Raw genomic sequence first — 26,623 nt, forward strand, 5'->3', positions numbered from 1 at the left:
GTACGGGGAGGACCCACCGTGAAGGCCCCAGACACGCGGAAGCCGGCTACACAGAATTCGGACGCGGACGCATTCCCGCTGTCCGCGGCGCAGCGTGCCACGTGGTTCGCGCAGCAACTCGACCCGGCGGTGCCCATCTCGGTGGCGCACTACGTGGAGTTGCACGGCAACCTCGACATCGACCTGCTGCGACGCGAGACCATCGTGGTTGCCCGCGAGTTCCAGTCGCCGTTCCTCAAGGTCGTCGAGGTCGACGGCAGGCCGATGCAGTACGTCGACCACACCACCGACACGTCCATCGAGTTCGTCGACTTTCGCGGCGACGACGACCCGGTCGCCGCCGCGCACGAATGGATGGACCGGGACTACCAGGCCCCACTCGATCTCGACGCCGATCGGCTGTTCGAGACGTCGATCCTGTGCGTGGGCGAGGCGCATTACCTGTGGTACAGCCGCATTCACCACGTCGCGCTCGACGGCTACGGTGCCATGACGCTGATCAACCGCATCGCGCACCGGTATTCGGCCACGGTCGCGGGTCGTGAACCGGATCCGAGCCGCGCCGCGACGCTGCGCGCACTGTACGACGTCGACGCCCTCTACCGGGCGTCCGATCGCTTCGTGGCCGATCGGGAGTACTGGGCCGAGCGAGTCGAGGGAATCGGCGGGTCGACGTTGGCCGACGCGCCCGCACCCGCACTCGCCAGGAGCACGGTCGAGAGCGTGCTGCTGTCCGAGGCGGCCGCGTCCGGCATCCAGAGTTCCGACAGCCAGGCGACCGCCGCGGCGGCCGTGACGATCATCGCGGCCTTCGCCTGCTACCTGTCGCGGGCCACGGCGAAAACCGAAGTCCTCGTGAACGTTCCGATGTCCGGGCGGACCACGTCGCTGCTGCGCAATTCCGGCGGGATGACGGTCAGCGTCGCACCGCTGCCGATCACCGTCGACGAGAGCGCAACGGTCGCGGAACTCGTGTCGCAGGTCAGGCGAGAGCTGATGGGCGCGTTGCGGCATCAGCGGTGCAGCGTCGAGGACATCCGCCGCGACGTCGGCGCGGGCGGTGTCGCGGAACTGCACGGACCCATGGTCAACGTCATGCTGTTCCACCAGGAGGTGGTGCTCGGCCCCCTGGTCGGCGAATACCACATCGTCACCTCGGGCCCGGTGGAAGACCTCCTGGTCAACGTGTATCCGAGCGGGACGCCGGCGGAGATCTTCGTCGATTTCCGGGCCAACCCGAACCGGTACGAGGATGCGGCGCTGCGCCGGCACCACCGGTACTTCGTCGAACTGCTGGAAGAATTCGTCTCGGCGGATCCACAGGCCCGGCTCGCGACCGTTCACGAGGCGACCGCTCGCGAAGGCGAGCGGCGGCGCCGCGAGGCGCACCACCTCGCGTACTGGACCGATCGGCTGTCGGGGATGCCCGAAGTGCTGAACCTGCCGTCCGATCGGGCCCGGCCGCCCGCGCAGTCCGGGAACACCGACCGCGTCGACGTCCCGATCGGAGCCCGGACCCACCGCGGGGTGCGGGCACTGGCAGACGAACACGGCACCACCGCGTTCACCGTTCTGCACGCGGCCGCGGCCGTGCTGCTGAGCCGGCTCTCCGGTGCGTCGGAGGTCGCGGTCGGAACGACGGCCACACTGGACCGGGGGCAGAACCTCGTCGTTCTCCGGACCCGCGCCGAACCGGACGCGACCTTCACACAGCACCTCCGTCACGTTCGCGACGTCGACCGGGAGGCGTTCGACCACCCCGACGTCCCGTTCGAGCAGGTGGTCCGGGCGCTCACGGTCCGCGAGTCGCCCGCATACTCGCCGATCGTCCAGGTGCTGTTCGACGGCGGGGACGCGGCCGAAACGGCCGTGATCGGCAGATTCGACCTCCGGGTGACCGCGGCGGAGACGTTCGACGCCGACGGCATCCCGACCGGCATCACGGTGACCCTCGCGTTCGCCACCGATCTGTTCGACCCCGGCACTGTTCGTCGACTCGGCGAACGATTGAGCCGAATCCTGCAGGCGGCCACCGGCGACCCCGATTCCGTCGTCGGCGACATCGACATCCTGTCCGACACCGAACACGCCACCCTCGTCCCGGTGCCCGGCTCGCCCGGACGGCCGGGGTGCACGCTACCCGAATTGTTCTCGGCGGCAGCCGAAGCCAACCCCACCGGTGCCGCGCTCTCGTATCTCGGAATCGACGTGACGTACCGGGAATTGGACGAGCGCTCCAACCAACTGGCCCGCGTCCTGATCGAACACGGAATCGGGCCGGAGAACGTCGTGGCGCTGGGCATGACCCGCTCGATCGAGTCGGTGCTGTCGATGCTGGCGGTTGCCAAGTCGGGTGCGGCGTTCCTGCCCGCCGACCCGAACTATCCGGCCGAACGGATCGAGCACATGCTCCACGATTCGGGCGCCGCGCTTTGTGTGACGGTGTCGGCCGTGCGGTCCCGGCTAGCAGGATCGGTGCCGTTGCTGGTGCTCGACGAGGACGCGTTCCGGTCGCACTGTGCGAGTCGGCCGGCCTCGGCCGTCACCGACGCCGACCGGGTTCGGCCCCTCCGCCCGGAGAATCCGGCCTACGTGATCTACACGTCCGGTTCGACGGGCAAGCCCAAGGGGGTCGTGGTCACCCACAGCGGCCTGGACAACTTCGCGGCCGAGCAACGCACCCGATCCGGTGCGACGCAGGCCTCCCGGATTTTGCACTTCTCCACACCGAGTTTCGACGCGTCCGTCTCCGAGTACCTGCACGTGTTCGCCGCCGCGGCGACCATGGTGATCGTGCCGCCCGCGATCTACGGCGGCGAGGAACTGTCCCGGTTCCTGCAGTCGGAGAGGGTCACTCACGGATTCGTCACCACCGCGGCGCTCGGCACCATCGAGCCGGACGGACTCTCCGACTTCCGGGACGTGGTGTTCGGCGGCGAGGCGTGCTCCCCGGAACTGGTGCAGCGGTGGGCGCCCGGCCGCCGGCTGTCCAATGCGTACGGGCCCACCGAGGCCACCGTCATGTCGAACATCAGCGCGCCGCTGTCCGCGGACGGCGCCGTCACGCTGGGCGGCCCGCTCCGCGGTTTCCGCGAGGTCGTGCTCGACGAACGGCTGACACCGGTGCCCGTCGGCGTGGCCGGAGAGTTGTACATCGCCGGCGACGCCCTCGCCCGCGGCTACCACGGCAGGTCGGCGCTCACGGCGGAACGGTTCGTGGCCGACCCGTTCGGCGACCCCGGCGACCGGATGTACCGCACCGGCGACGTGGTGCGGTGGCGGCCCGACCGCACGCTGGAGTACTTGGGCCGCAGCGATTTCCAGGTGAAGGTGCGCGGCTTCCGCATCGAACTCGGCGAGATCGACACGATCCTCCACACCCATCCACACGTGCGGACCGCGGTGACGATGCAGCGCACGGCACCGTCCGGAGACACGGTGCTCGTGTCGTACGTGCTGTCCGCCGCCGGGCAGCGGCTCACAGCGACCGAGTTGACGGACCACGCCGCACGGCGACTGCCGACGTACATGGTGCCTGCGGCGATCGTGATACTGGACGAGTTCCCTTTGACCCCGGGCGGAAAGCTCGATCGTGCGGCATTGCCCGCGCCGGAATTCCTGTCCACGACCGCCGAATTCCGCGCTCCTGCCACCACGGAGGAGCAGGCGGTGGCGCGGGTGTTCGCGGACGTCCTCGGCGTGGAGCGAATCGGCCTCGACGACAGCTTCTTCGACCTCGGCGGGAATTCGCTCGTCGCGACGAGGGTCGTCGCACGTGTGAATGCCGCACTCGGCGTCGAACTCGTGGTGCGGACTCTGTTCGAGGCGCCGACGGTGGAGGCATTGGCGGAACGCATCGGGAGTGCGCACGCGCGGCCCTCCGGCCGCCCGGACCTCGTCGCGCAGCAGCGCCCCGACCGGATCCCTCTCTCGCTTGCCCAGCAACGCCTGTGGTTCGTCAATCAGTACGACACCTCCTCGCCCGCCTACAACATCCCGATGGCGCTGCGCCTCAACGGAACCCTCGACGTGGACGCGCTCCGAACCGCGGTCGGGGACATCCTCGAACGACACGAATCGCTGCGCACCGTGTATCCGGCGTCGGTCGACGGACCGCATCAGGTGATTCAGCCGCTGGGCGAGATGATTCCGGATCTGGAGCCGAGAACCGTCGAGGACGAGGCGGCGTTGCGTGCGCGAATGGCCGAGTTGACCGCGCGGGGATTCGACGTGAGCACCGACGTGCCCGTGCGGGGCGCCCTGTTCCGCGCCGGCCGGAACGACCACGTTCTCGTGCTCGTGGTGCACCACATCTCGGCGGACGGAGCGTCGCTGGCTCCGCTCGCCCGCGATCTGATGGTCGCGTACTCGGCGCGGGTGCAGCAACAGCCGCCGGACTGGCGACCACTGCCGGTGCAGTACGCCGACTACAGCCTCTGGCAGAGGGCGGCCCTCGGCAGCGAAGACAATCCCGGCAGTGTGATGTCGGCGCAAGGGGCGTACTGGAAGCAGACGCTGTCCGGTCTGCCCGACGCGATCGACCTTCCATTGGATCGACCGAGGCCCACCGACAGGGCGCTCCGCGGCGGGACCGTCCGGTTCACCGTGCCCGAGGACGACCACCGGGCGCTTCTCGCCCTGGCGCGGCAACACGATTCGACGATGTTCATGGTGACGCACGCGGCGCTCGCGGTGCTGACGGCCCGGTTGAGCGGGTCCGGAGACGTCGCGATCGGGACGCCGATCGCCGGGCGTGGCGAAGAAGCACTCGACGACGTCGTGGGGATGCTCGTCAACACCCTGGTCCTGCGCACAGCCGTCGACCCCGCAGCGGCGTTCGCCGACCTGCTGTCCCGGGTGCGGGAGGCGGATCTGGCGGCGTTCGGACACGCGGACGTGCCTTTCGAGAGTGTGGTGGACGCGGTCGCGCCGACCCGCTCGACCGCGTACTCACCGCTGTTCCAGATCTTGCTCGAGTTCCAGAACACCGCCCCGGTCCACGTGACCCTGCCGGGACTGACGGTGGAAACCGTCGACGTCGAACCCGGTGTCTCCAAGTTCGACCTGCAGTTGACGCTCACCGAGAAGTACGACGCGACGGGGACCGCAGCGGGCATCGACGCTTCGTTCACGTTCGCATCCGACGTGTTCGACCGGGCGACGGTGGTGGGGTTCGGGGAGCGGTTCGTCCGGATTCTCGAGACGATCGCTGGTGATCCGGGCACCGTGGTGGGGGATGTGGAGGTTCTGGGGGCGGGGGAGCGGGGGTTGGTGGTCGGGGCGTGGAATGCGACGTCGCATGTGGTGCCGGCTACCACTGTTGTGGAGTTGTTCGAGGCGCAGGTGGTGCGGTCTCCGGGTGCGCCGGCGGTGGTGTTCGAGGGTGGGGTGTTGTCGTATGGGGAGTTTGCTGCGCGGGTGCATCGGTTGGCGCGGTGGTTGATCGGGGAGGGGGTGGGTCCGGAGTCGTCGGTGGGTGTGGCGGTGCGGCGTTCGGTGGACATGGTGGTGGGGATTTATGCGGTGCTGGTGGCGGGTGGGGCGTATGTGCCGATCGATCCGGATCAGCCTTCGGAGCGGATCGGATACGTCCTCGGCACGGTTGCTCCGGTGGTGGTGTTGACGACGGCGGCGGATGTGGGGGTGTTCGCGGGGTCGGTTCGGGTGGTGGCGGTGGACACGATGGATGTGTCGGGGTTGCCGGCGGGTCCGGTGGGGGTGGGCGAGCGGTTGTCGCGGCTGCGGCCGGGTCATCCGGGGTATGTGATGTTCACGTCGGGGTCGACGGGTCGGCCGAAGGGGGTGTCGGTTCCGCATGGGGGGATTGTGAATCGGTTGTTGTGGATGCAGGATCGGTATCCGTTGCAATCCGATGATGTGGTGTTGCAGAAGACGCCGGTGACGTTCGATGTGTCGGTGTGGGAGTTGTTCTGGCCGTTGCTGTGTGGGGCGCGGTTGGTGATCGCCGCCCCGGACGGTCACCGTGATCCGGCATATCTTTCCGGACTGATCGTCGAACACCACGTGACCACAGTGCATTTCGTTCCCTCCATGCTGGCGGTGTTCACCGCCGAGCCGGCCGCGGCGCGCTGCACGAGCCTGCGGCAGGTGTTCGCCTCGGGTGAGGCGCTGCCCGCGCCGACGGCGTCGAGGATGCGGGCACTGATCCCCGAGGCCCGCATCCACAACTTGTACGGCCCGACGGAGGCTGCGGTGGATGTGACGTTCCACGAGGTCACGGGGGCGGATCGGGTGGTGGTGCCGATCGGGGTGCCGGTGTGGAATACGCAGACGTTCGTGTTGGATGGGCGGTTGCGGCCGGTGCCGGTGGGGGTGGCGGGGGAGTTGTATCTCGGGGGTGTGCAGTTGGCGCGGGGGTATGCGGGGCGGGCGGAGTTGACGGCGGATCGGTTCGTGGCGAACCCCTTCGGGTTTGGGGATGAGCGAGGTACGCGCTTGTATCGGACGGGCGATCGGGTTCGGTGGTTGCGGTCGGGGGAGTTGGAGTATCTGGGGCGTACGGATTTTCAGGTGAAGTTGCGGGGTCAGCGGGTCGAGCTGGGTGAGGTCGAGGCGGTGTTGCTGCGCCGGGTGGAGGTGGCGCAGGCGGTGGTGGTGCTGCGCGGGGACGGTGCGGCGGGGGAGTATTTGGCGGGGTATGTGGTGCCGGTGGTCGGCATGGTGGTGGACGAGTGGGTGGTGCGGGAGTCGGCGGCGACGGTGTTGCCGGGGTTCATGGTGCCGTCGGTGGTGGTGGTGTTGCCGGAGTTGCCGGTGACGGTGAACGGCAAACTCGATCGGAAGGCGTTGCCGACACCCGACTTCGGCAGCCCGGCTGCCGGTTTCGTGGCCCCCCGAACCCCGATCGAAGAGATCGTGGCCGCCGTCTGCGCCGATCTGCTCGGACTCGACAGGGTGGGCGCGCACGACAGCTTCTTCGACCTCGGCGGGAACTCGCTGATCGCCACCCGGTTGGTGGCCCGGATCAATGCGGTCGTCGGGGACCGGATCGGACTGCGCGACGTGTTCGACGCCCCCACCGTCGCGGGTCTGGCGCTGCTGGCCGAGTCGCAGGAAGGGCTCGAGGCCCGCCCCCCGCTGAAACCGAGGGAGGGCACCGCGGAAGTTCCCGTGTCGCCGGCCCAGCAGCGCATGTGGTTCATCAACCAGTTCGACACCTCCTCCTCCGCCTACAACGTCGCGTTCGCGCTGAGACTCGAGGGCCGGCTCGACGTGCCCGCGCTGCAGGCGGCGGTCGCCGACGTCATCGAACGGCACGAGGCCGTGCGCACTGTCTTCCCCCTCACCGACGACGGCCCCCGCCAGGTGATCCTGCCCGCGGCGAGTGCGGTGCCCGACCTCACACCGGTTACTGTGTCGAGTGAAGCGGACCTCCGCGAACTATCGCTGACACTGCTGTCCGCCGGATTCGACGTCACCACGCAGGTGCCGCTGCGCGCGCGACTGTTCCGGCTCGACGAGAACGTGCACGTGCTCGCGGTGGTGGTGCATCACATCGCCGCCGACGGCTTCTCGATGGCACCGCTGGCCCGGGACGTCATGGTCGCGTACGCGTCCCGAGCGAACGGTTCTGCCCCGGACTGGGCGCCCCTGGACGTGCAGTACGCCGACTACGCGCTGTGGCAGCGGGAGTGGCTGGGATCGGAATCCGATGGCAAGTCGCCCATTTCGCGGCAGCTCGCCTACTGGACCACGACGCTGTCGGACCTGCCCGAACTGCTGGAGTTGCCCACCGACCGTCCCCGGCCCGCCGTCCGGTCACTTCGCGGTGGCCACGTCGAATTCCTGATCGACCCGGACATTCATGCGGGCGTCGTGAGGTTGGCGCGGGAACAGACCACCACGGTGTTCATGACGTTGCATGCCGCGCTGGCGGTCGTGCTGGCACGCGTGAGCGGCGCGGACGACATCGCCGTCGGGACGCCGATCGCCGGTCGCGGCGAACGCGAACTCGACGACGTGGTCGGCATGTTCGTCAACACCCTCGTCCTGCGTACCCACGTCGACGGCGGCGCTACCTTCGCCGAGTTCCTCGGCCGTGTCAGGGAAACCGATCTGGGTGCCTTCACGCACGCGGAGGTTCCGTTCGAGCGGGTGGTGGAGGTCCTGAGCCCGTCCCGGGTGACGGCGTACGCGCCGCTGTTCCAGGTGATGCTCGAGTTCCAGGACATCGAGCGCCCCACGCTGGAATTGCCGGATCTGCAGGTCCGGAACATCGACTTCGAGATCGACACCGCCAACTTCGATCTGCAGTGGACCCTGGCCGAGAAGTTCGACGAGAACGGCAACCCGGCAGGCATCGCCGCGGGTCTCGGCTACGCGACCGACCTCTTCGACGAGGACACGGCGATCGGATTCGCGGAACGACTCGTGCGTATCCTCGCGGCGGTCACGGCCGACCCCGGCGCCCGGGTCGGCGACATCGACATCCTTGGATCCCTGGAGCGTGCCCTGCTCACCCCGGTGCCGGGTGGTGCGGCGGTCGCGCCGCGGACGCTGCCGGACCTGATGGCCGACGCGGTCGCGCACGATCCGGAGGCCACGGCGCTGATCTTCGCCGGGAGTTCGGTTCGGTACGCAGAACTCGACCGGCGTTCGAACCGCTTGGCTCGCATGCTGATCGAGCGCGGCATCGGACCCGAGTCGGTGGTCGCACTGTGCGTGCCGCGGTCCGTCGAATCGGTGGCGGCCGTCTGGGCGATCGCGAAGTCGGGGGCGGCCTTCCTCCCCGTGGACCCGAACCACCCGCCGGCGCGGATCGAGTACATGCTCACCGACTCCGGTGCCGTGTGCGGGCTGACGGGATCCGCGCAACGTGTCGTACTGCCCGACGTCGTGCCGTGGCTGGTGCTGGACGACCCGGATGTCGGCGACGATCTGTCGCACTATCCGGCGCCGGCGATCACCGACGACGACCGGATCGCGCCCATCCGGGCCGACAATCCGGCGTACCTCATCTACACGTCGGGGTCGACCGGCATACCCAAGGGCGTGATCACGACCCACCGCGGTCTCGCCGCCTTCGCGGCCCAGGAGAGGGAGACGTTCGGCACGACGCCCGAATCCCGGACCCTGCACTTCGCATCACCGAGTTTCGATGCGTCCGTCCTCGAACTACTGCTGGCGGTCGGCGCGGCAGCGACGATGGTGATCGCACCGCCGTCCGTCTACGGGGGCGCCGAATTGGCGCAGTTGCTGGAATCCGAGCGGGTCACGCACTGCTTCGTCACTCCGGCGGCGCTCGCGTCGGTCGACCCCGCGGGTCTGACCGCCCTCGGGTGCGTCGTGACGGGCGGGGAGGCCTGTCCGCCCGAACTGGTCGCCCGGTGGGCGCCGGGCAGGCGCATGTTCAACGCGTACGGGCCGACCGAGACGACGGTCGTGTCGAGTATCAGCGACCAACTGGTGCCGGGCGAACCGGTCACCATCGGCACACCCACCCGCGGTTTCGCCGAGACCGTGCTGGACTCACGACTGCACCCGGTGCCTGCCGGTGTCGCGGGCGAGTTGTATCTCGCAGGTCCAGCCCTCGCGCGCGGATACCGCCGGCGGTTCCCGCTGACCGCCGAACGTTTCGTCGCCGATCCGTTCGGGCCACCGGGAAGCCGGATGTATCGCACCGGGGACCGGGCGCGCTGGCTTCCCGACGGCCAGTTGGAGTACCTCGGGCGGACCGATACCCAGGTGAAGATCCGGGGCTTCCGGATCGAACTCGGCGAAGTCGAGTCGGCGCTGCTCACCCACGACTCCGTCGCCCACGCGGCGGCGAGCGTGTGGAACGCCGACGGCGGAGGCGACCGGCTGATCGGGTACGTGGTGCCCGAATCCGGTGCGACGATCGATTCGCGGGTAGTCCTCGACTTCGTCGCCGGCCGGTTGGCGTCGTACATGGTCCCGGCCGCGCTGGTGGTACTCGACTCCCTTCCTCTGACGGTCCACGGAAAACTCGACCGCACAGCGCTTCCGGCACCCGACTTCACCGGATCCGGAAGCCGGCCGCCGCAGACCGAGACCGAGGAACTTCTCGCCGGACTGTTCGAGGACGTGCTCGGACTCGATTCGGTCGGCGGGGACGATTCGTTCTTCTCCCTCGGCGGCGACAGCATCCTGTCCATCCAGTTGGTGGCCCGAGCCCGGGCGGCCGGTGTGATCCTCTCTCCCCGAGACGTATTCGACCACCGAACCGTCACCGGCCTCGCCGCTGCCGCTCGATTCGACCGCGACGGCACGGTCGCTCTCGGCGAGTTGCCGGGCGGTGGCGTCGGCCCCCTGCCGCTGACACCCGTCGCGCGGTGGATGTTCGAGCGCAGCGGCGGACGGCTCGACCGGTTCTCGCAGGCGCTGCTGCTGGCGGCCCCCGCCGGTCTCACTCACGAGGTGCTCGTCGGCGCCGTCGAGGCGGTACTGGACCGGCACGACATGCTCCGGGCGCGGGTGTGCGCGGACGGCATGGACGTGCTGCCTGCGGGTTCGGTACGGGCGGACGTCCGCCGGGTGCCAGTCGACGCGGTGCGGGGCGAAGACTTCACCGCACTCGCCGGCGCCGAACTCGATGCCGCGGCCGACCACCTGGACCCGGCCGCCGCCCGCATGGTGCGGGTGGTCTGGTTCGACGTCCCGGACGACGTCGGGCGACTGCTCGTCGTGGTGCACCACCTCGTGATCGACGGTGTCTCCTGGCGGATTCTCGTGGCGGACCTCGCGTCGGCCGCCGGCCGACTCCAGGCCGGTCTCACACCGGCGTTGCCGGCAGTCGGAACGTCGATGCGGCGCTGGTTGCACGGACTGGCCGACGCCGTGCGGACCCGGACGGGCGAACTCGCGTCGTGGGAGAAGATCCTCGACGGCCCCGATCCGCTGATCGGTTCGCGCCCCCTGGATCCCGCGATCGACGTCGCCGCGACGGTCGGCACCGTCACGGCCGACGTGCCGTCGGCGGTGACCGACGCCCTGCTCACCACGCTGCCGGACGCATTCCACGGGACTGTGGGCGACGGGTTGCTCACCGCGGTCGCCCTGGCACTGATCGCCTGGCGACGGGAACGCGGCGCCGCCGTGCCGGACACCCTGCTCACCCTCGAGGGCCACGGCCGCGAGGAGCAGATCGTCCCGGGCGCTGACCTCTCCCGCACCGTCGGGTGGTTCACCACCGTGTATCCGGCGCGGTTGGATCTCACCGGAATCGATGTCGACGACGCCCTGGCAGGCGGCGCCGCGGCGGGGCGGGCGGTCAAGGCCGTCAAGGAACAGTTGCTCGCGATCCCGGACCACGGCATCGGCTTCGGACTGTTGCGCTACCTGGACGACGAGACGTCGGAGACACTCCGCCGATTCCGGTCTCCGCAAGTCGGTTTCAACTACCTGGGCCGGGTGACCGTCACCGGCGGAGGCGAGGACTGGCTGCCGGTGGCGAGCACACTCGGCGGCACCAGGAACCCCGACATGCCCGTCGAATCCGTGATCGACATCAACGCCTTCGTCTCCGACACCCCCGAGGGGCCCCGGCTACGGGCGTCGTTCGCGTTCCCGGCCGGCGTCCTCCACGAGACCGAGGTCGCAGCGTTCGCGGATCTGTGGCGCCGTGCACTGGAGGGTCTCGCCGCGCACACGGCACGACCCGATGCGGGCGGGCTGACACCGTCCGACCTTCCGCTGGTGCCGGCGAGCCAGAAGCAGATCGAACGCTGGGAGCAGCGGTTCCCGGCACTGCAGGACGTGTGGTCGCTGTCTCCGCTGCAGTCGGGGTTGCTGTTCCATGCCTCGCTGGCCGCGGAGTCGATGGACGTCTACACGGCGCAACTGCGGATCGACTTCGAAGGCGAGGTCGACGCGGCGCGCCTCCGTGCGGCCGCCGCCGCTCTGTTGGCTCGCCACGCGAATCTGCGGACCGCGTTCGTGTACGACGACGGGGTACCCGCGCAGGTCGTTCTCGACGCAGTGGAGGTGCCGTGGCGGGAGGTCGATCTCACCACTGCCGGGACTGAGACGGAACTCGCGCGACTGCTCGACGAGGACCGCAGTGCTCGATTCGATCTCGCCCGGCCGCCCCTGCTCCGGCTGACGCTGTTCCACACCGCACCAGGCAGATTCGTCCTCTCGATCACGAACCACCACATCATTCTCGACGGCTGGTCGATGCCGTTGCTGGTGCGGGAACTGCTGGTCCGGTATGCCGCCGACGGCGACCCGGCCGGGCTACCGGAGCCGCCCTCGTACCGCACGTACCTGGAATGGCTGGCGAACCGGGACGCGGAAGCGTCGGCCCGGGCCTGGGAACGAGCACTCGACGGTGTCGAGGAGCCGACGCTGGTCGCGCCGCACGCGTCCGCGGCGCTCTACGGTGTGCCCCACGAACTCGACGTCGACCTGCCCGCCGGGATTCTCGACGGACTCGCCGCCACAGCCGCAGGCATCGGCGTCACCATGAATACGGTGATCCAGGCAGCGTGGGGTGTGCTGTTGTCCCGGTTGGTCTCCCGCGAAGACGTGATCTTCGGCGCCACCGTGTCCGGTCGTCCGCCGCAACTGTCCGGTGTCGAGACCATGCTGGGCCTGTTCATCAACACGGTGCCGGTGCGAGTGCGGGTGGACCCGGACGAGACCGTCGCGGGACTGCTCGCCCGCCTGCAGGACGAGCAGATGTCCCTGCTCGACCACCATCACCTCGGCCTCGGCGACATCCAGTCGCGGGTGGGCCTGGGCAACCTGTTCGACACGCTGTCGGTGTTCGAGTCGTACCCGATCGACACGTCCGGACTGGACGAGAACACCGACATCGTCGGCGTGCGGGTGACCGGTCTCGATGCCCGCGACGCCACGCACTACCCGGTCACGCTGCTGACGATCGTCGAACCGAGACTGCGACTGAGTCTGCGCTACCAACCGGCGATCCTCGACCGGGCCACCGTCGCCCCGCTCGCCGACCGCCTGGTCCGGATTCTCGAGACGATCGCTGGTGATCCGGGCACCGTGGTGGGGGATGTGGAGGTTCTGGGGGCGGGGGAGCGGGGGTTGGTGGTCGGGGCGTGGAATGCGACGTCGCATGTGGTGCCGGCTACCACTGTTGTGGAGTTGTTCGAGGCGCAGGTGGTGCGGTCTCCGGGTGCGCCGGCGGTGGTGTTCGAGGGTGGGGTGTTGTCGTATGGGGAGTTTGCTGCGCGGGTGCATCGGTTGGCGCGGTGGTTGATCGGGGAGGGGGTGGGTCCGGAGTCGTCGGTGGGTGTGGCGGTGCGGCGTTCGGTGGACATGGTGGTGGGGATTTATGCGGTGCTGGTGGCGGGTGGGGCGTATGTGCCGATCGATCCGGATCAGCCTTCGGAGCGGATCGGATACGTCCTCGGCACGGTTGCTCCGGTGGTGGTGTTGACGACGGCGGCGGATGTGGGGGTGTTCGCGGGGTCGGTTCGGGTGGTGGCGGTGGACACGATGGATGTGTCGGGGTTGCCGGCGGGTCCGGTGGGGGTGGGCGAGCGGTTGTCGCGGCTGCGGCCGGGTCATCCGGGGTATGTGATGTTCACGTCGGGGTCGACGGGTCGGCCGAAGGGGGTGTCGGTTCCGCATGGGGGGATTGTGAATCGGTTGTTGTGGATGCAGGATCGGTATCCGTTGCAATCCGATGATGTGGTGTTGCAGAAGACGCCGGTGACGTTCGATGTGTCGGTGTGGGAGTTGTTCTGGCCGTTGCTGTGTGGGGCGCGGTTGGTGATCGCCGCCCCGGACGGGCATCGTGATCCGGCGTACCTCGAACGGGTGATCCGCGAGGAGTCGGTCACGACGGTGCATTTCGTGCCGTCGATGCTCGAGGTGTTCCTTGCGGGCGCGAACGTGGAGGGGTGCGGCGCGTTGCGCCGGGTGTTCACCAGCGGTGAGGCGTTGCCGTCGGCGACGGCGGCACGGTTGCGCGGGGTGAGCGGGGCGGAGCTGCACAACTTGTACGGCCCGACGGAGGCTGCGGTGGATGTGACGTTCCACGAGGTCACGGGGGCGGATCGGGTGGTGGTGCCGATCGGGGTGCCGGTGTGGAATACGCAGACGTTCGTGTTGGATGGGCGGTTGCGGCCGGTGCCGGTGGGGGTGGCGGGGGAGTTGTATCTCGGGGGTGTGCAGTTGGCGCGGGGGTATGCGGGGCGGGCGGAGTTGACGGCGGATCGGTTCGTGGCGAACCCCTTCGGGTTTGGGGATGAGCGAGGTACGCGCTTGTATCGGACGGGCGATCGGGTTCGGTGGTTGCGGTCGGGGGAGTTGGAGTATCTGGGGCGTACGGATTTTCAGGTGAAGTTGCGGGGTCAGCGGGTCGAGCTGGGTGAGGTCGAGGCGGTGTTGCTGCGCCGGGTGGAGGTGGCGCAGGCGGTGGTGGTGCTGCGCGGGGACGGTGCGGCGGGGGAGTATTTGGCGGGGTATGTGGTGCCGGTGGTCGGCATGGTGGTGGACGAGCGGGCGGTGCGGGAGTCGGCGGCGACGGTGTTGCCGGGGTTCATGGTGCCGTCGGTGGTGGTGGTGTTGCCGGAGTTGCCGGTGACGGCGAACGGCAAACTCGATCGGAAGGCGTTGCCGACACCCGACTTCGGCACGACCACCCGCGGATACCGCGCGCCGACGACACCCGCGGAGGAGGCGGTCGCGTCGGCCTTCGCCGCCGTCCTCGGAATCGACCGCGTCGGCGCCGACGACAGCTTCCTCGACCTCGGCGGAGATTCGCTCAGTGCCACCCGGGCGGTGGGGCGCATCAACAGCGCGCTGGACACCGACGTCGGTGTCGCGGCGCTGTTCGACGCACCGGTGGTGTCCGATCTCGCCGTCCGGATCGACTCGGAGATGATGACGAGTTCCGTCTCTCCGGCGCTCACCGCGAGGCCGCGGCCCGAGCGGATTCCGCTGTCCCTCGCGCAGCAACGGATGTGGTTCGTCAACCAGTTCGACACCGCCTCGGCGGCCTACAACATCCCGGTCGCGCTGCAACTGGACGGGGCGCTCGATCTGGGTGCACTGCAAGCGGCACTCGGCGACGTCCTGGAGCGACACGAATCGCTGCGCACCGTGTTTCCCGGTTCCGCGGACGGACCCCGGCAGATGATCGCCTATTCCGCACTCGTCACCCCCGACCTCGATCCGATCCCGGTTTCCGAAGGTGCGCTCCGGGACTCCCTCGCCGCGCTCTTCGGCGTGGGATTCGATGTCACCGAGGACCTTCCGCTTCGCGTGCGGCTGTTGCGAGTCGCGCCCGAGCGGCACGTTCTCGCCCTCGTCGTGCACCACATCGCGGCCGACGGCTTCTCGATGGCCCCCCTGGCGCGGGACGTGATGCTCGCCTACACGGCACGCGCGCAGCAGCAGGCACCCGGCTGGGTGCCGCTGCCCGTGCAGTACGCCGACTACAGCCTGTGGCAGCGCGAGACTCTGGGCACCGACAAGCAGCCCGATTCGATGCTGTCCGGCCTGCTCGACTATTGGACCCGGACGTTGTCGGGCATCCCGGACGTGCTGCCGCTACCACTGGACCGGCCACGACCCGCGCAGCGGTCCCAGGTCGGGGCCGTCGTTCCGTTCGACATCCCACCGGACGTCCACCAGACCCTGGCCGATATTGCGCACCGAAGCAATTCGACGCTGTTCATGGTGGTGCACGCGGCCTTGGCCGTGCTGCTGACGAGGGTGTCGGGATCGGAAGACGTGGTGGTGGGTACCCCGATCGCGGGCCGCGGCCACGCCGCACTCGACGACGTCGTGGGGATGTTCGTCAACACGCTGGTACTCCGCACCCCGGTGCCCGCGGGAACGTCGTTCGCCGAGTTGCTCACCGACGTGCGGTCGGTGGACCTCGGTGCGTTCGAGCACGCAGACCTGCCCTTCGAGAGGCTGGTCGACGAACTCGCACCCGAGCGGTCCACCGCGCACTCACCGCTGTTCCAGGTGTTGCTCGAATTCCAGAACGCCACCCGCACACACCTGGAACTGCCAGGGCTGACCGCCCGGTCGCTCGACGTCGATCTGGACGTCGCGAAATTCGATCTGCAGTTGAGCCTGGTGGAGCGCGTCGACGAGCAGGGCGTGCCCGTCGGGATCAGCGCCGGTGTCCGCTACGCGACGGACGTCTTCGATCGTGCGTCGGTGGAGGGTTTCGCGGAGCGCTTCGTGCGGGTGATCGAGGCCGTGACCACCGACCCGGCCGCGCCCGTCGGGGACGTCGACATCCTGGATGCGCCCGAACGCGAACTCGTGCTCGCCGCCGCGTATCGGCCGGGGACCGACGTCGCACCGCTGTCACTGGTCGATCTGTTCGATCGGGCGGTGGCGTCCGCCGGCGAGGCCGTCGCGGTGCGCTGCGAAGGCTCGTCGGTGACGTACCGGGAACTCGACGAGCGGGCCAACCGGCTCGCCCGACTGCTGGTGGCGCGGGGAGCGGGCGCGGAAACACTGGTGGCGGTGGGGATGACGCGGTCGATCGACCTCGTCGTGGCGCTGGTGGCGGTGGTGAAGGCGGGCGCGGGCTACCTCCCGGTGGATGTGACCTCTCCTGCCGAGCGGTTGGCCTTCCTGCTCGGCGACGCCCGGCCGAAGTGTGTGCTCACCACCACCGCGGACGCCGAGACCTTCCGAGGCTCCGGGGTGCCGGTGGTCGCGGTGGACGACCCCGCGACCGTGACTGCACTGCAGCAGCTGTCGCCCCTTCCGGTGACCGACGACGACCGCCGCACTCCGCTGCATCTGGACTCCGTGGCCTACGTGATCTACACCTCCGGTTCCACCGGGCAGCCGAAGGGCGTGCAGGTCTCGCACCGCAACGTCGTCACGCTGGTGGCAAACACGCAGACGCTGTTCGGATTCGGACCGGCCGACGTGTGGACCATGTTCCATTCCGCCGCATTCGACTTCTCGGTGTGGGAGATGTGGGGAGCGCTCGCCCACAGCGGCCGGCTGGTGCTGGTGGACTACTTCACGGCCCGCTCACCCGAGATGTTCCTCGAACTTCTGCGCGAAGAACATGTCACGGTGGTCAATCAAACTCCCACCGCCTTCTACCAATTGGCGGAGGCGGATCGCCTCGCCGGCGGACTCGCGCTGTCGCTGCGGTACGTGATCTTCGGCGGGGAGGCCCTCGACTTCGGGCAACTGCGGCGCTGGTACGCCCGCCGGGGAGACACCGCGCCGGTCCTGGCGAACATGTACGGCATCACGGAAACGACCGTGCACGTCACCCACCTGCCGATCGACCGGGACCTCGTCGGGGACGCGTCCGGGTCTGTGATCGGCCGGGGTGTGCCCGGACTGCACGTGTACGTGCTCGACGGACGGCTCCACCCGGTGCCGCCGGGAGTGGCGGGGGAGATGTACGTCTCCGGGGCGCAGGTCTCGCGCGGCTACCTCGGCAGGCCCGCCCTCACGTCCGGCCGATTCGTTCCCGACCCGTTCGTGCCCGGGGCCCGGATGTACCGGTCCGGCGATCTGGGCAGGTGGAACGCGCACGGACAACTCGAGTACCTCGGCCGCAACGACCTCCAGGTGCAGGTGAAGGGCTATCGGATCGAACTCGGGGAGGTGGAGTCGGCCCTGCTCGCGAGCGAGGGGGTGGCGCAGGCGGCGGTGACGGCGCGCGGCGACCGGTTGGTGGGGTACGTGGTGCCGGAGGCCGGCGTCGTGATCGACGCGGCCCTGATCGTCGACGCGGTCGCGGAGCGATTGGCCTCGCACATGGTGCCGGCCGCAGTGATGGTGCTCGATGCAATGCCGCTGACGGTGAACGGCAAACTCGATCGGAAAGCGCTGCCCGAACCGGACTTCGGGCAGCGAGTGACCGCGGGTCGCGGACCGGTCACCGAGACCGAACGGATCCTTGCCGGCCTGTTCGCGGAGGTCCTGGGCCTCGACTCGGTGGGTGTCGACGACTCGTCCTTCGCCCTCGGTGTCGACGACTCGTTCTTCGCACTCGGTGGCGACTCGATCATGTCGATCCAGCTGGTTACCCGCGCCAAGGCTGCAGGGGTACTGATCTCGCCGCGGGACGTATTCGAGCGCAAAACCGTTGCCGGGCTTGCCGCGACGGCCGGCACGGACGACGAGGCGGTGGTTCTCGACGAATTGCCCGGGGGCGGGATCGGCGAGATCGTGCTGACGCCGATCGTGCGGTGGATGCTTGCCAGGGGCGGGGATTTCCGCCGTTACGCGCAGTCCGTGCTGTTCACGCTCCCGGCGACGATGACCGAAGACACCCTGACGCGCGCCCTGCAGGCCGTGCTGGACAGGCACGATGTCTTGCGGGCGCGGTTGTACCGCACGTCCAGCGCCGAACCGGGATGGTCGATGGAGGTACAGGGGGAAGGGTCGGTGCGGGCGGCGACCGTGCTGCGCCGGGGCCGGGCGGACGAGATCGGCGCCGAATTCGACAGCGCTCTCGATCGGCTCGACCCGGAGTCGGGCGTGATGATCCAGGCGGTCTGGTTCGACGAGGCCGAACGCCCGGGGCGCGTGCTGATCACCGTGCATCATCTGGCGATGGACGGGGTGTCCTGGCGGATCCTGATCCCCGACCTCGCTGCGGCGTGCGCGCAACTGCAGTCCGGCAGCCCACCGGCGCTGGAGCGGCCGGGGACGTCGATGCGCCGGTGGGCGCACGGGCTCGCCGACGCCGCGCGTGAGCCCCGGCGCGCCGCCGAACTCGACGTGTGGCGCGCGATGCTGGACGCACCCGACCCGTTGCTGGGGTCGCGTCCGTTGACCGCGTCGGACACCGCCGCCACCGCCGCGGACCTCGCGGTGCGTGTTCCTGCCTCGCTGACCGAGACGTTGTCGACGACCGTGGCGCGGGCGTTCCACGGCAGCGTCGCCGATGCCCTGCTGACCGCGCTGACGATGGCGCTGACGCGATGGCGGCGACACCGCGGCATCGACCTTCCCGGCGCGCTGGTCGGGCTCGAAGGCCACGGTCGTGAAGAGCAGGTGGTGCCCGGCGCCGATCTCGCGCGCACCATCGGCTGGTTCACCACGATCTTCCCCGTGCGACTCGATCTCGCCGGGGTCGACCTCGACGACGCGTTCGGCGCGGGTCCGTCCGCGGGCGCCGCGCTCAAGTCCGTGAAGGAGCAACTCCGTGCCGTTCCCGACCACGGCATCGGGTTCGGGCTTCTCCGGTACCTGAACGACGAGACGGCGCAGTCTCTTTCGCCGCTGCCGACTCCCCAGGTCAGCTTCAACTACCACGGCAGAATGGGCGGAACCGCCACGGAGACCGCGGAGGGGTGGGTGCCGGTCGACGAACCCGGACTGCGCGAGAACCCGGCCGTCCCGGTCGCGGCCGTCGTCGACATCAATGCAATGACCGTCGACTCGGGCGACGGCCCCCGGCTGAGTTCCACGTGGACCTACCCGCCGGAGGTCCTCACCCGTGAGGAGGTCGAGGAACTCGCGCAGCTGTGGCTGCAGGCCCTCGCCGCCCTCGGAACCCACGCGGAGTCGGGCGGCACCGGGTTCACGCCGTCGGACCTCGAACTCGTCGCACTGCGGCAGGACGCGATCGAGTCGCTCGAAAGCCGTTGCCCGGACGTGACGGACGTATGGCCGTTGTCGCCGCTGCAGTCAGGCATGCTCTTCCACGCCGAACTCGCCGATGACTCTCTCGACGCCTACCTGGTGCAGGTGAGCCTCCAACTCGACGGCGCCGTGGATCCGCGTCGACTGCGCCGCGCTGCCGATGCGCTGCTGGCCCGGCACGACAACCTGCGCGCCGGCTTCCTCCGCGACGCCGAGGGCAACGCCGTGCACGTGATCCGGCGACGGGTGCAGGCGCCCTGGCACGAGGTCGATCTGACGGCTCTGGGCGAGGACGCCGCCGAGTCCGAGATCACGAGGTTGCTGGCCGAGGACCGGGTGCGCCCGTTCGACATGACGCGCGCCCCGCTGATCCGGTTCATGCTGATCGCGACCGGGCCGAACCGGTACCGGCTGGTGTCGACGAACCATCACATCCTGCTCGACGGCTGGTCGATGCCGTTGCTGGTCCGGGAGTTGCTGACGCTGTACGCCACCGACGGGGACGCGTCGCCGCTACCTCGTGTGCGCGCATACCGCGACTATCTGGCGTGGATGACCCGCCGCGATCAGGACGCCTCCCGGGAAGTCTGGGCCCGGGCTCTCGCCGGCGTGGAGGGGCCGACGTTGCTGGCCCGCTCGGATCCGGGACGACGGCTGTCCACGATGTCCGACGAGTTCGCCTTCGACCTCGACGAGGAGCGCACCGCCCTGTTGCGGGACGTCGCGCGTTCGCGAGGGCTGACCGTCAACACCCTCGTCCAGGTGGCGTGGGGGATCGTGCTGGGTGCGTTGACCGCCCGCGAGGACGTGCTGTTCGGTGCCACCGTGTCGGGGCGGCCGCCCGAGTTGGCGGGCATCGAGACGATGGTCGGGCTGTTCATCAACACACTCCCCGTCCGGATCAGGTTGCGTCCCGGCGACACCGTCGGCGCACTGCTGGAGCGCGTGCAGGCCGAGCAGGCGGCGCTGCTGGATCACCATTACCTGGGCCTGTCCGAGATTCAGGGCGCGGCGGGGCCGGAAGTGGGGTTCGACACGTTGACCGTGTTCGAGTCGTACCCCGTCGACCGCGCCGGGCTCACCACCGACACCGACATCGCAGGCCTGCGCGTCACCGGGGTGGACGCGCGAGACGCCGCCCACTACCCACTCAGCCTGGTGGCGTCGGTCGACGCCCGGCTGCACCTGAAATTCGAGTACCTCCCGGACCTGTTCGACGCGGACACCGTCGCCGACGTCGCAGGGCGGGTGCTCCGGGTGCTCGATGCCTGCACCCGTCCGGACCGGCCGCTGGCCGCACTGTCGCTGCTGACGGACCGGGAGCGCGCAGAACTCGTGCCGGTCCGCGGCCGGCCGGGCGGATCGATCCGCACACTGCCGCACATCCTCGAGGAGGGCGCCGCGCTCGACCCGCACGCGGTCGCCCTGTCCTACGAGGACGTCGACGTGACGTACGGTGAGCTGGACGAGCAATCGAACCGTCTGGCCCGCGCCCTCATCGCACGCGGGGCGGGCCCGGAAACGTTCGTGGCCATCGGGATTCCGCGGTCCCTCGACTCGGTGCTGTCGGTGTGGGCGGTGGCGAAGACCGGTGCGGCGTTCGTGCCGATCGACCCGAACTACCCCGACGAGCGCATCACCCACATGCTCGTCGATTCCGGAGTCACGCTCGGCCTGACCACGACCGGGCACCGAGACCGGCTCCCGGGGGACGCGCAGTGGCTGCTGCTCGACGAACCCGGCTTCGCGGTCGAATGCGCCGAGCGTCCGGGGGCACCCGTGACCGACGCCGACCGGAGCGGTCCGGTCACGCTGGACACCGCCGCGTACGCCGTCTACACGTCGGGGTCCACGGGCCTGCCGAAGGGTGTGGTGGTCACCCACCGCGGTCTGGACAATTTCGCCCACGGCCAACTCGAACGTTTCCGTGCGACAACGCAATCCCGGACACTGCACTTCTCCACGCCGAGCTTCGACGGGTCGGTGTTCGAGTACCTCCAGGCGTTCGGCGCCGGTGCGACGATGGTGATCGCGCCGCCCACCGTGTTCGGCGGCGACGAACTCGCGCGGCTGCTGGCCGACCGGAACGTCACCCACGCCTTCATCACCACGGCCGCGCTGGCGTCGCTCGACCCTGCCGGGCTGACGCACCTGACGGACCTGGTGTTCGGCGGGGAGGCGTGCCCACCCGAACTCGTCGCCCGCTGGGCGCCCGGCCGCCGCCTGTACAACGCGTACGGGCCGACCGAGACCACGATCATGTCCAACATCAGCGCACCGATGGTCCCGGGGGAACCGATCACCATCGGCGGGCCGATCCGCGGCGTGACGGAACTGGTGCTCGACACCCGGCTGCAACCGGTCCCCGTCGGTGTTGCCGGCGAGTTGTACCTCGCCGGGGCGGGTCTGGCCCGCGGCTACCACCGCAGGCAGGCACTGACCGCCGAACGGTTCGTCGCCGACCCGTTCCGGCCCGGTGAGCGGATGTACCGCACCGGCGACATCGTGCGGTGGACGCCGGACCACAGCATCGAGTACGTGGGCCGCACTGACTTCCAGGTCAAGGTCCGCGGCTTCCGCATCGAACTCGGCGAGATCGACGCCACGCTGATGTCGGAGCCGAACGTCGGATTCGCGGCCACGCTCGCGCACCGCGGGCCCGCGGGCGACACTCTGCTGGTGTCCTACGTCGTACCGTCGTCGGGCGGCTCCCTCGACACCGCCGAACTCACCCGGCACGTGGCGGACCGATTGCCGCCGCACATGGTGCCCACCTCGATCACGGTGCTGGAGCGCATTCCGCTGACGGCTGTCGGCAAGCTGGACCGCTCGGCGCTGCCGGAGCCCGACCTGCTGTCCGGGGCAGGGCACTACCGGGTCCCGGCCGGCCCGATCGAGGAAACGGTGGCGGGTGTCTTCGCGGACGTGCTCGCGCTGGGGCGGGTCGGCGCCGACGCCGATTTCTTCGACCTCGGCGGCAACTCCCTGAGCGCCACCCGGGTCACGGCGCGGTTGCGCGCGCTGCTCGGCACCGACTGTGGTGTGCGGGACCTGTTCGAGGCGCCCACGGTCGCGGCGCTGGCGGCCCGGATCGAGCAGTCCGGGGCGGAGACGGCCGGCCGCCCGGTACTCGGGGCCCGCACGCGGCCCGACGACATTCCGCTGTCGTTCGCGCAGCAGCGGATGTGGTTCGTCAACCAGCTCGACACCACCTCGGCCGCCTACAATATCCCGATCGTGGTGACATTGAGTGGGGATCTCGATGTGGGAGCGCTGAACTCGGCGCTCACCGACGTCCTCGTCCGGCACGAGTCGCTGCGCACGATGTTCCCGGTCCGCGGGGACTGGCCGGTTCAGCAGATCCTGCCCGCCGCCGGTGCGGTGCCCCCGCTGGTCCCCGCCCCCGTCGCGGAAGAGCACCTGCGGGACGAGGTGTCCCGGCTCGTCTCGGCGGGTTTCGATGTGACCGTGGAGCTTCCGCTGCGGGCCGGGCTGTATTCGCTGAGCACTACCGAGCACGTCCTCGCCGTGGTGGTGCACCACATCTCGGCGGACGGGTTCTCGATGGGGCCGCTGGTGCGCGACGTGATGGCGGCGTACGGCGCCCGCGTGTCCGGCGGCGCGCCCGACTGGACACCGCTTCCGGTGCAGTACGCCGATTACGCCCTGTGGCAGCGGGAACTCCTCGGTTCGGACGATGACCCCGAGTCGCTGCTGTCGAGGCAGCTCGACTACTGGACGACCGCGCTGGCGGGTACCCCCGACCTCCTGGAACTGCCCACCGATCGGGATCGGCCGTCGCAGCAGTCCTTCCGCGGTGCGCGCATCCACTTCTCCGTCGACACCGACCTGCATCGACGCATCCGGGAGCTGTCTCGACGCCTCGGCTCCACCGAGTTCATGACCGTGCACGCCGCCCTGGCGGTGTTGTTCAGTCGGCTCGGCGGTACCGCGGACGTCGCCGTCGGCACCCCGATCGCCGGCCGGGGAGACCCCGCCGTCGACGGTCTGATCGGCATGTTCGTGGGCACGCTCGCGCTCCGCACCCGGGTGGACGCGGCCGCGTCGTTCACTGCCCTGGCCGCGCACTGCCGCGATGTCGACCTCGGGGCGTTCGCACATGCCGACGTTCCGTTCGAGCGGGTGGTGGACGCGGTCGGGCCGACCCGCTCGACGGCGTACGCGCCGCTCGTCCAGGTCTCGCTGGAATTTCAGAACAACGAGCGACCGGTCCTGACGCTGCCGGGGCTGGACGTCCGCGGCATCGACTCCGGGCTCGCCGTCGTCAAGGTGGATCTCGAATTCCTGCTGGCGGAGGAGTTCGACGCGGACGGTGCGCCGGCGGGGATGACCGGCGCCGTCGATTTCGCCACCGACCTCTTCGACGCAGGCACCGTCCGCGGGTTCGCCGACCGGTTCGTGCGGATCCTCGACGCCGTCACGGCGAACCCCGACCGGCCGGTCGGCGACCTCCCGCTGCTCGACGAGGCGGAGCTGAAGGCAATGGCGCCTGCCCGCGGCGAGCCGGACGTGCGAGCGCAGTTGTGGCCCGACCTGCTGACGGCGGCCGCCGCATTCGACCCCGATTCGGTGGCCCTGTCCTACGAGGACCGGCGGGTCAGGTACCGCGAACTCGACGAGTGGTCCAATCGGTGGGCGCGGGTCCTGCGCGGCCGTGGGGTGGGGCCGGAGACGTTCGTGGCCGTCGGAATGCCCCGCTCGATCGAGTCGGTGGTCGCGATCTGGTCGATCACCAAGGCCGGTGCGGCGTTCGTGCCCGTCGACCCCACGTATCCGCGCGAGCGCATCGACTACATGCTCACCGATTGCCGGGCCGCACTCGGCCTCACCGTGAGAAGTCGCCGCGGCGACCTGCCGGACACCGTCCCGTGGCTGATCCTCGACGACGAGGAGGCCGCTGCGCAGGTGGCAGCGGTGTCACCCGCACCGGTCACCGACGAGGATCGGACGAGTCCGTTGCACCTCGCGCACCCGGCCTATCTCATCTACACGTCGGGGTCGACCGGACGACCGAAGGGCGTCACCGTCACCCACCGGGGGATGGCCGACTTCACCGCGGAGACGCACGAACGGTTCCAGGTCACCCACGAGTCCCGGGTGTCGCAACTGGCGTCCCCGAGTTTCGACGCCTCCGTGTTCGAACTGATGATGGCGTTCAGCGCGTCGGCGCAGGTTGTGATCGTGCCGCCCGCCGTCCTCGGGGGCAGCGAGTTGGCGGACCTGTTCCGTCGCGAGCGCGTGACCCACGCGACCATCACCCCGACCGCGCTGGCGGCGCTCGACAACGACGGACTCGATTCGCTCCGCGTCCTCGACCTGGTGGGCGAGGCGTGCCCGCCGGAGGTGGTCGCGCGGTGGGCGCCGGGCCGGAGCCTGCACAGCGGGTACGGACCCACGGAGACCACCATCCAGGCGAGTGTCAGCGCCCCGATGCGTCCCGGCGAGGGTGTGAACATCGGTTCGCCCGCAGTGGGATTCGCGTTCCTCGTTCTCGACGAGCGGCTGCAGCCCGTGCCTGCCGGGGTGCCCGGCGAGTTGTACATCGGGGGGCCGGGCATGGCGCGCGGGTACCACGACCGGCCTGCGCTCACCTCGGAACGATTCGTGGCCTGCAATTTCGGGGAGCCGGGGTGCCGGATGTATCGGACCGGCGACGTGGTGCGCTGGAGACGTGACCACACCCTGGAGTACCTGGGCCGCAGCGACTTCCAGGTCAAGGTCCGTGGCTTCCGCATCGAACTCGGGGAGATCGACGCCGTGCTCGGCAGGCACCCGGCGGTGGCGTTCGCCGCCACCGTCGGTCACACCGGCCCGTCCGGCGACACCGTGCTCGCCTCGTATGTGCGGGTTCAGGACGGACAGGAGGTCGAGCCCGCCGGACTGCGCACCTACGCGTCCGAGCGCCTGCCCGCTCACATGGTGCCGTCCGCGGTGGTCGTACTCGATCGGATACCGATGACCCCGGTGGGCAAGCTCGACCGGAAGGCGTTGCCTGCCCCCGAGTTCGGTTCGACCGGCGCCGCGTTCCGGGCCCCGGCCACGGACACCGAACGCATCGTCGTGGACGTCTTCGCGTCGGTTCTCGGGGTGGACCGGGTGGGCACCGCCGACAGCTTCTTCGATCTCGGCGGAAACTCCCTCCTCGCCACCCGGATCGTCAGCGCACTGCAGGCCGAACTGGATCGGCGGGTTCCGCTGCAATGGATGTTCCTCGACCCGACCCCGGCGGGGATCGCAGGCCGACTCGACCTTCCGCACCGGAGCGCCGGTCTGGAAGAGGCGCTCGCCGTAGTGATTCCGCTGCGAGCGCAGGGCAGCGGCAGGCCGCTGTTCTGCGTGCATCCGGGAATCGGGCTGTCCTGGGGGTACGCCGGTCTGGTGCAGTACCTCCCGCCGGACCGGCCCGCGTACGGGCTGCAACTGCCCACGATCAGCGGCGACCGCGACTACCGGACGATCGAGCAGCTGGCGCACCGCTACATCGAGGAGATGCGGGCCATCCAGCCCACCGGCCCGTACGACCTGCTCGGCTGGTCGCTCGGCGGCGTCATCGCACACGCCATGGCCGTCGAACTGCAGACGGCGGGCGAGGAGGTCGGCACCCTGGCCGTCATGGACAGCTACCCCGTGGGTGGCGAGGAGCCGCCGTCCGGCAGGCTGGACGTCCGGGAACTCCTGCGTGGGCTGGGACTGCAGGCCGACCCGGACGCCGAGATGACCTACGAGCACGCGGCCCGGTTGATCGACGAGTCGTTCGGCGCCGAGACCGGCGTGCGGGGACGCGACCTCGAACGGATCTCCGCCGGCTACGAGAACTCCCGGTGGCTCGCGCATCACTTCGTGCCCCGGGCCTACGACGGGGACCTGCTCGTCTTCCACGCCACCCGCGACGGGGACGGGACCGGCCCTGCGCACTCGGCGGACGAATGGCGGCCGCTCGTCACCGGCCGGATCGACGAGCAGCCCGTGGACTGCGGGCACAACGCCATGATCGAGCCGCAGTCCCTCGCCGTCATCGGGCCGGTGCTCTCGCGCGTGCTCTCCGACCGCTCGTGAC

General features: G+C 69.7%; 1 protein-coding gene. It reads left to right on the forward strand.

The window, feature by feature from the left end:
• Window positions 1-18 precede the first annotated feature (18 nt).
• Window positions 19-26,622 carry a non-ribosomal peptide synthase/polyketide synthase gene (locus JWS14_RS28065; RefSeq protein WP_206014875.1) on the forward strand — a complete coding sequence of 8,868 codons (26,604 nt, stop codon included), beginning with the start codon at window positions 19-21 and terminating at the stop codon, window positions 26,620-26,622.
• The last annotated feature ends 1 nt before the right edge of the window (window position 26,623 follow it).

The organism is Rhodococcus koreensis (assembly GCF_017068375.1).
Lineage (GTDB): Bacteria > Actinomycetota > Actinomycetes > Mycobacteriales > Mycobacteriaceae > Rhodococcus_F > Rhodococcus_F koreensis.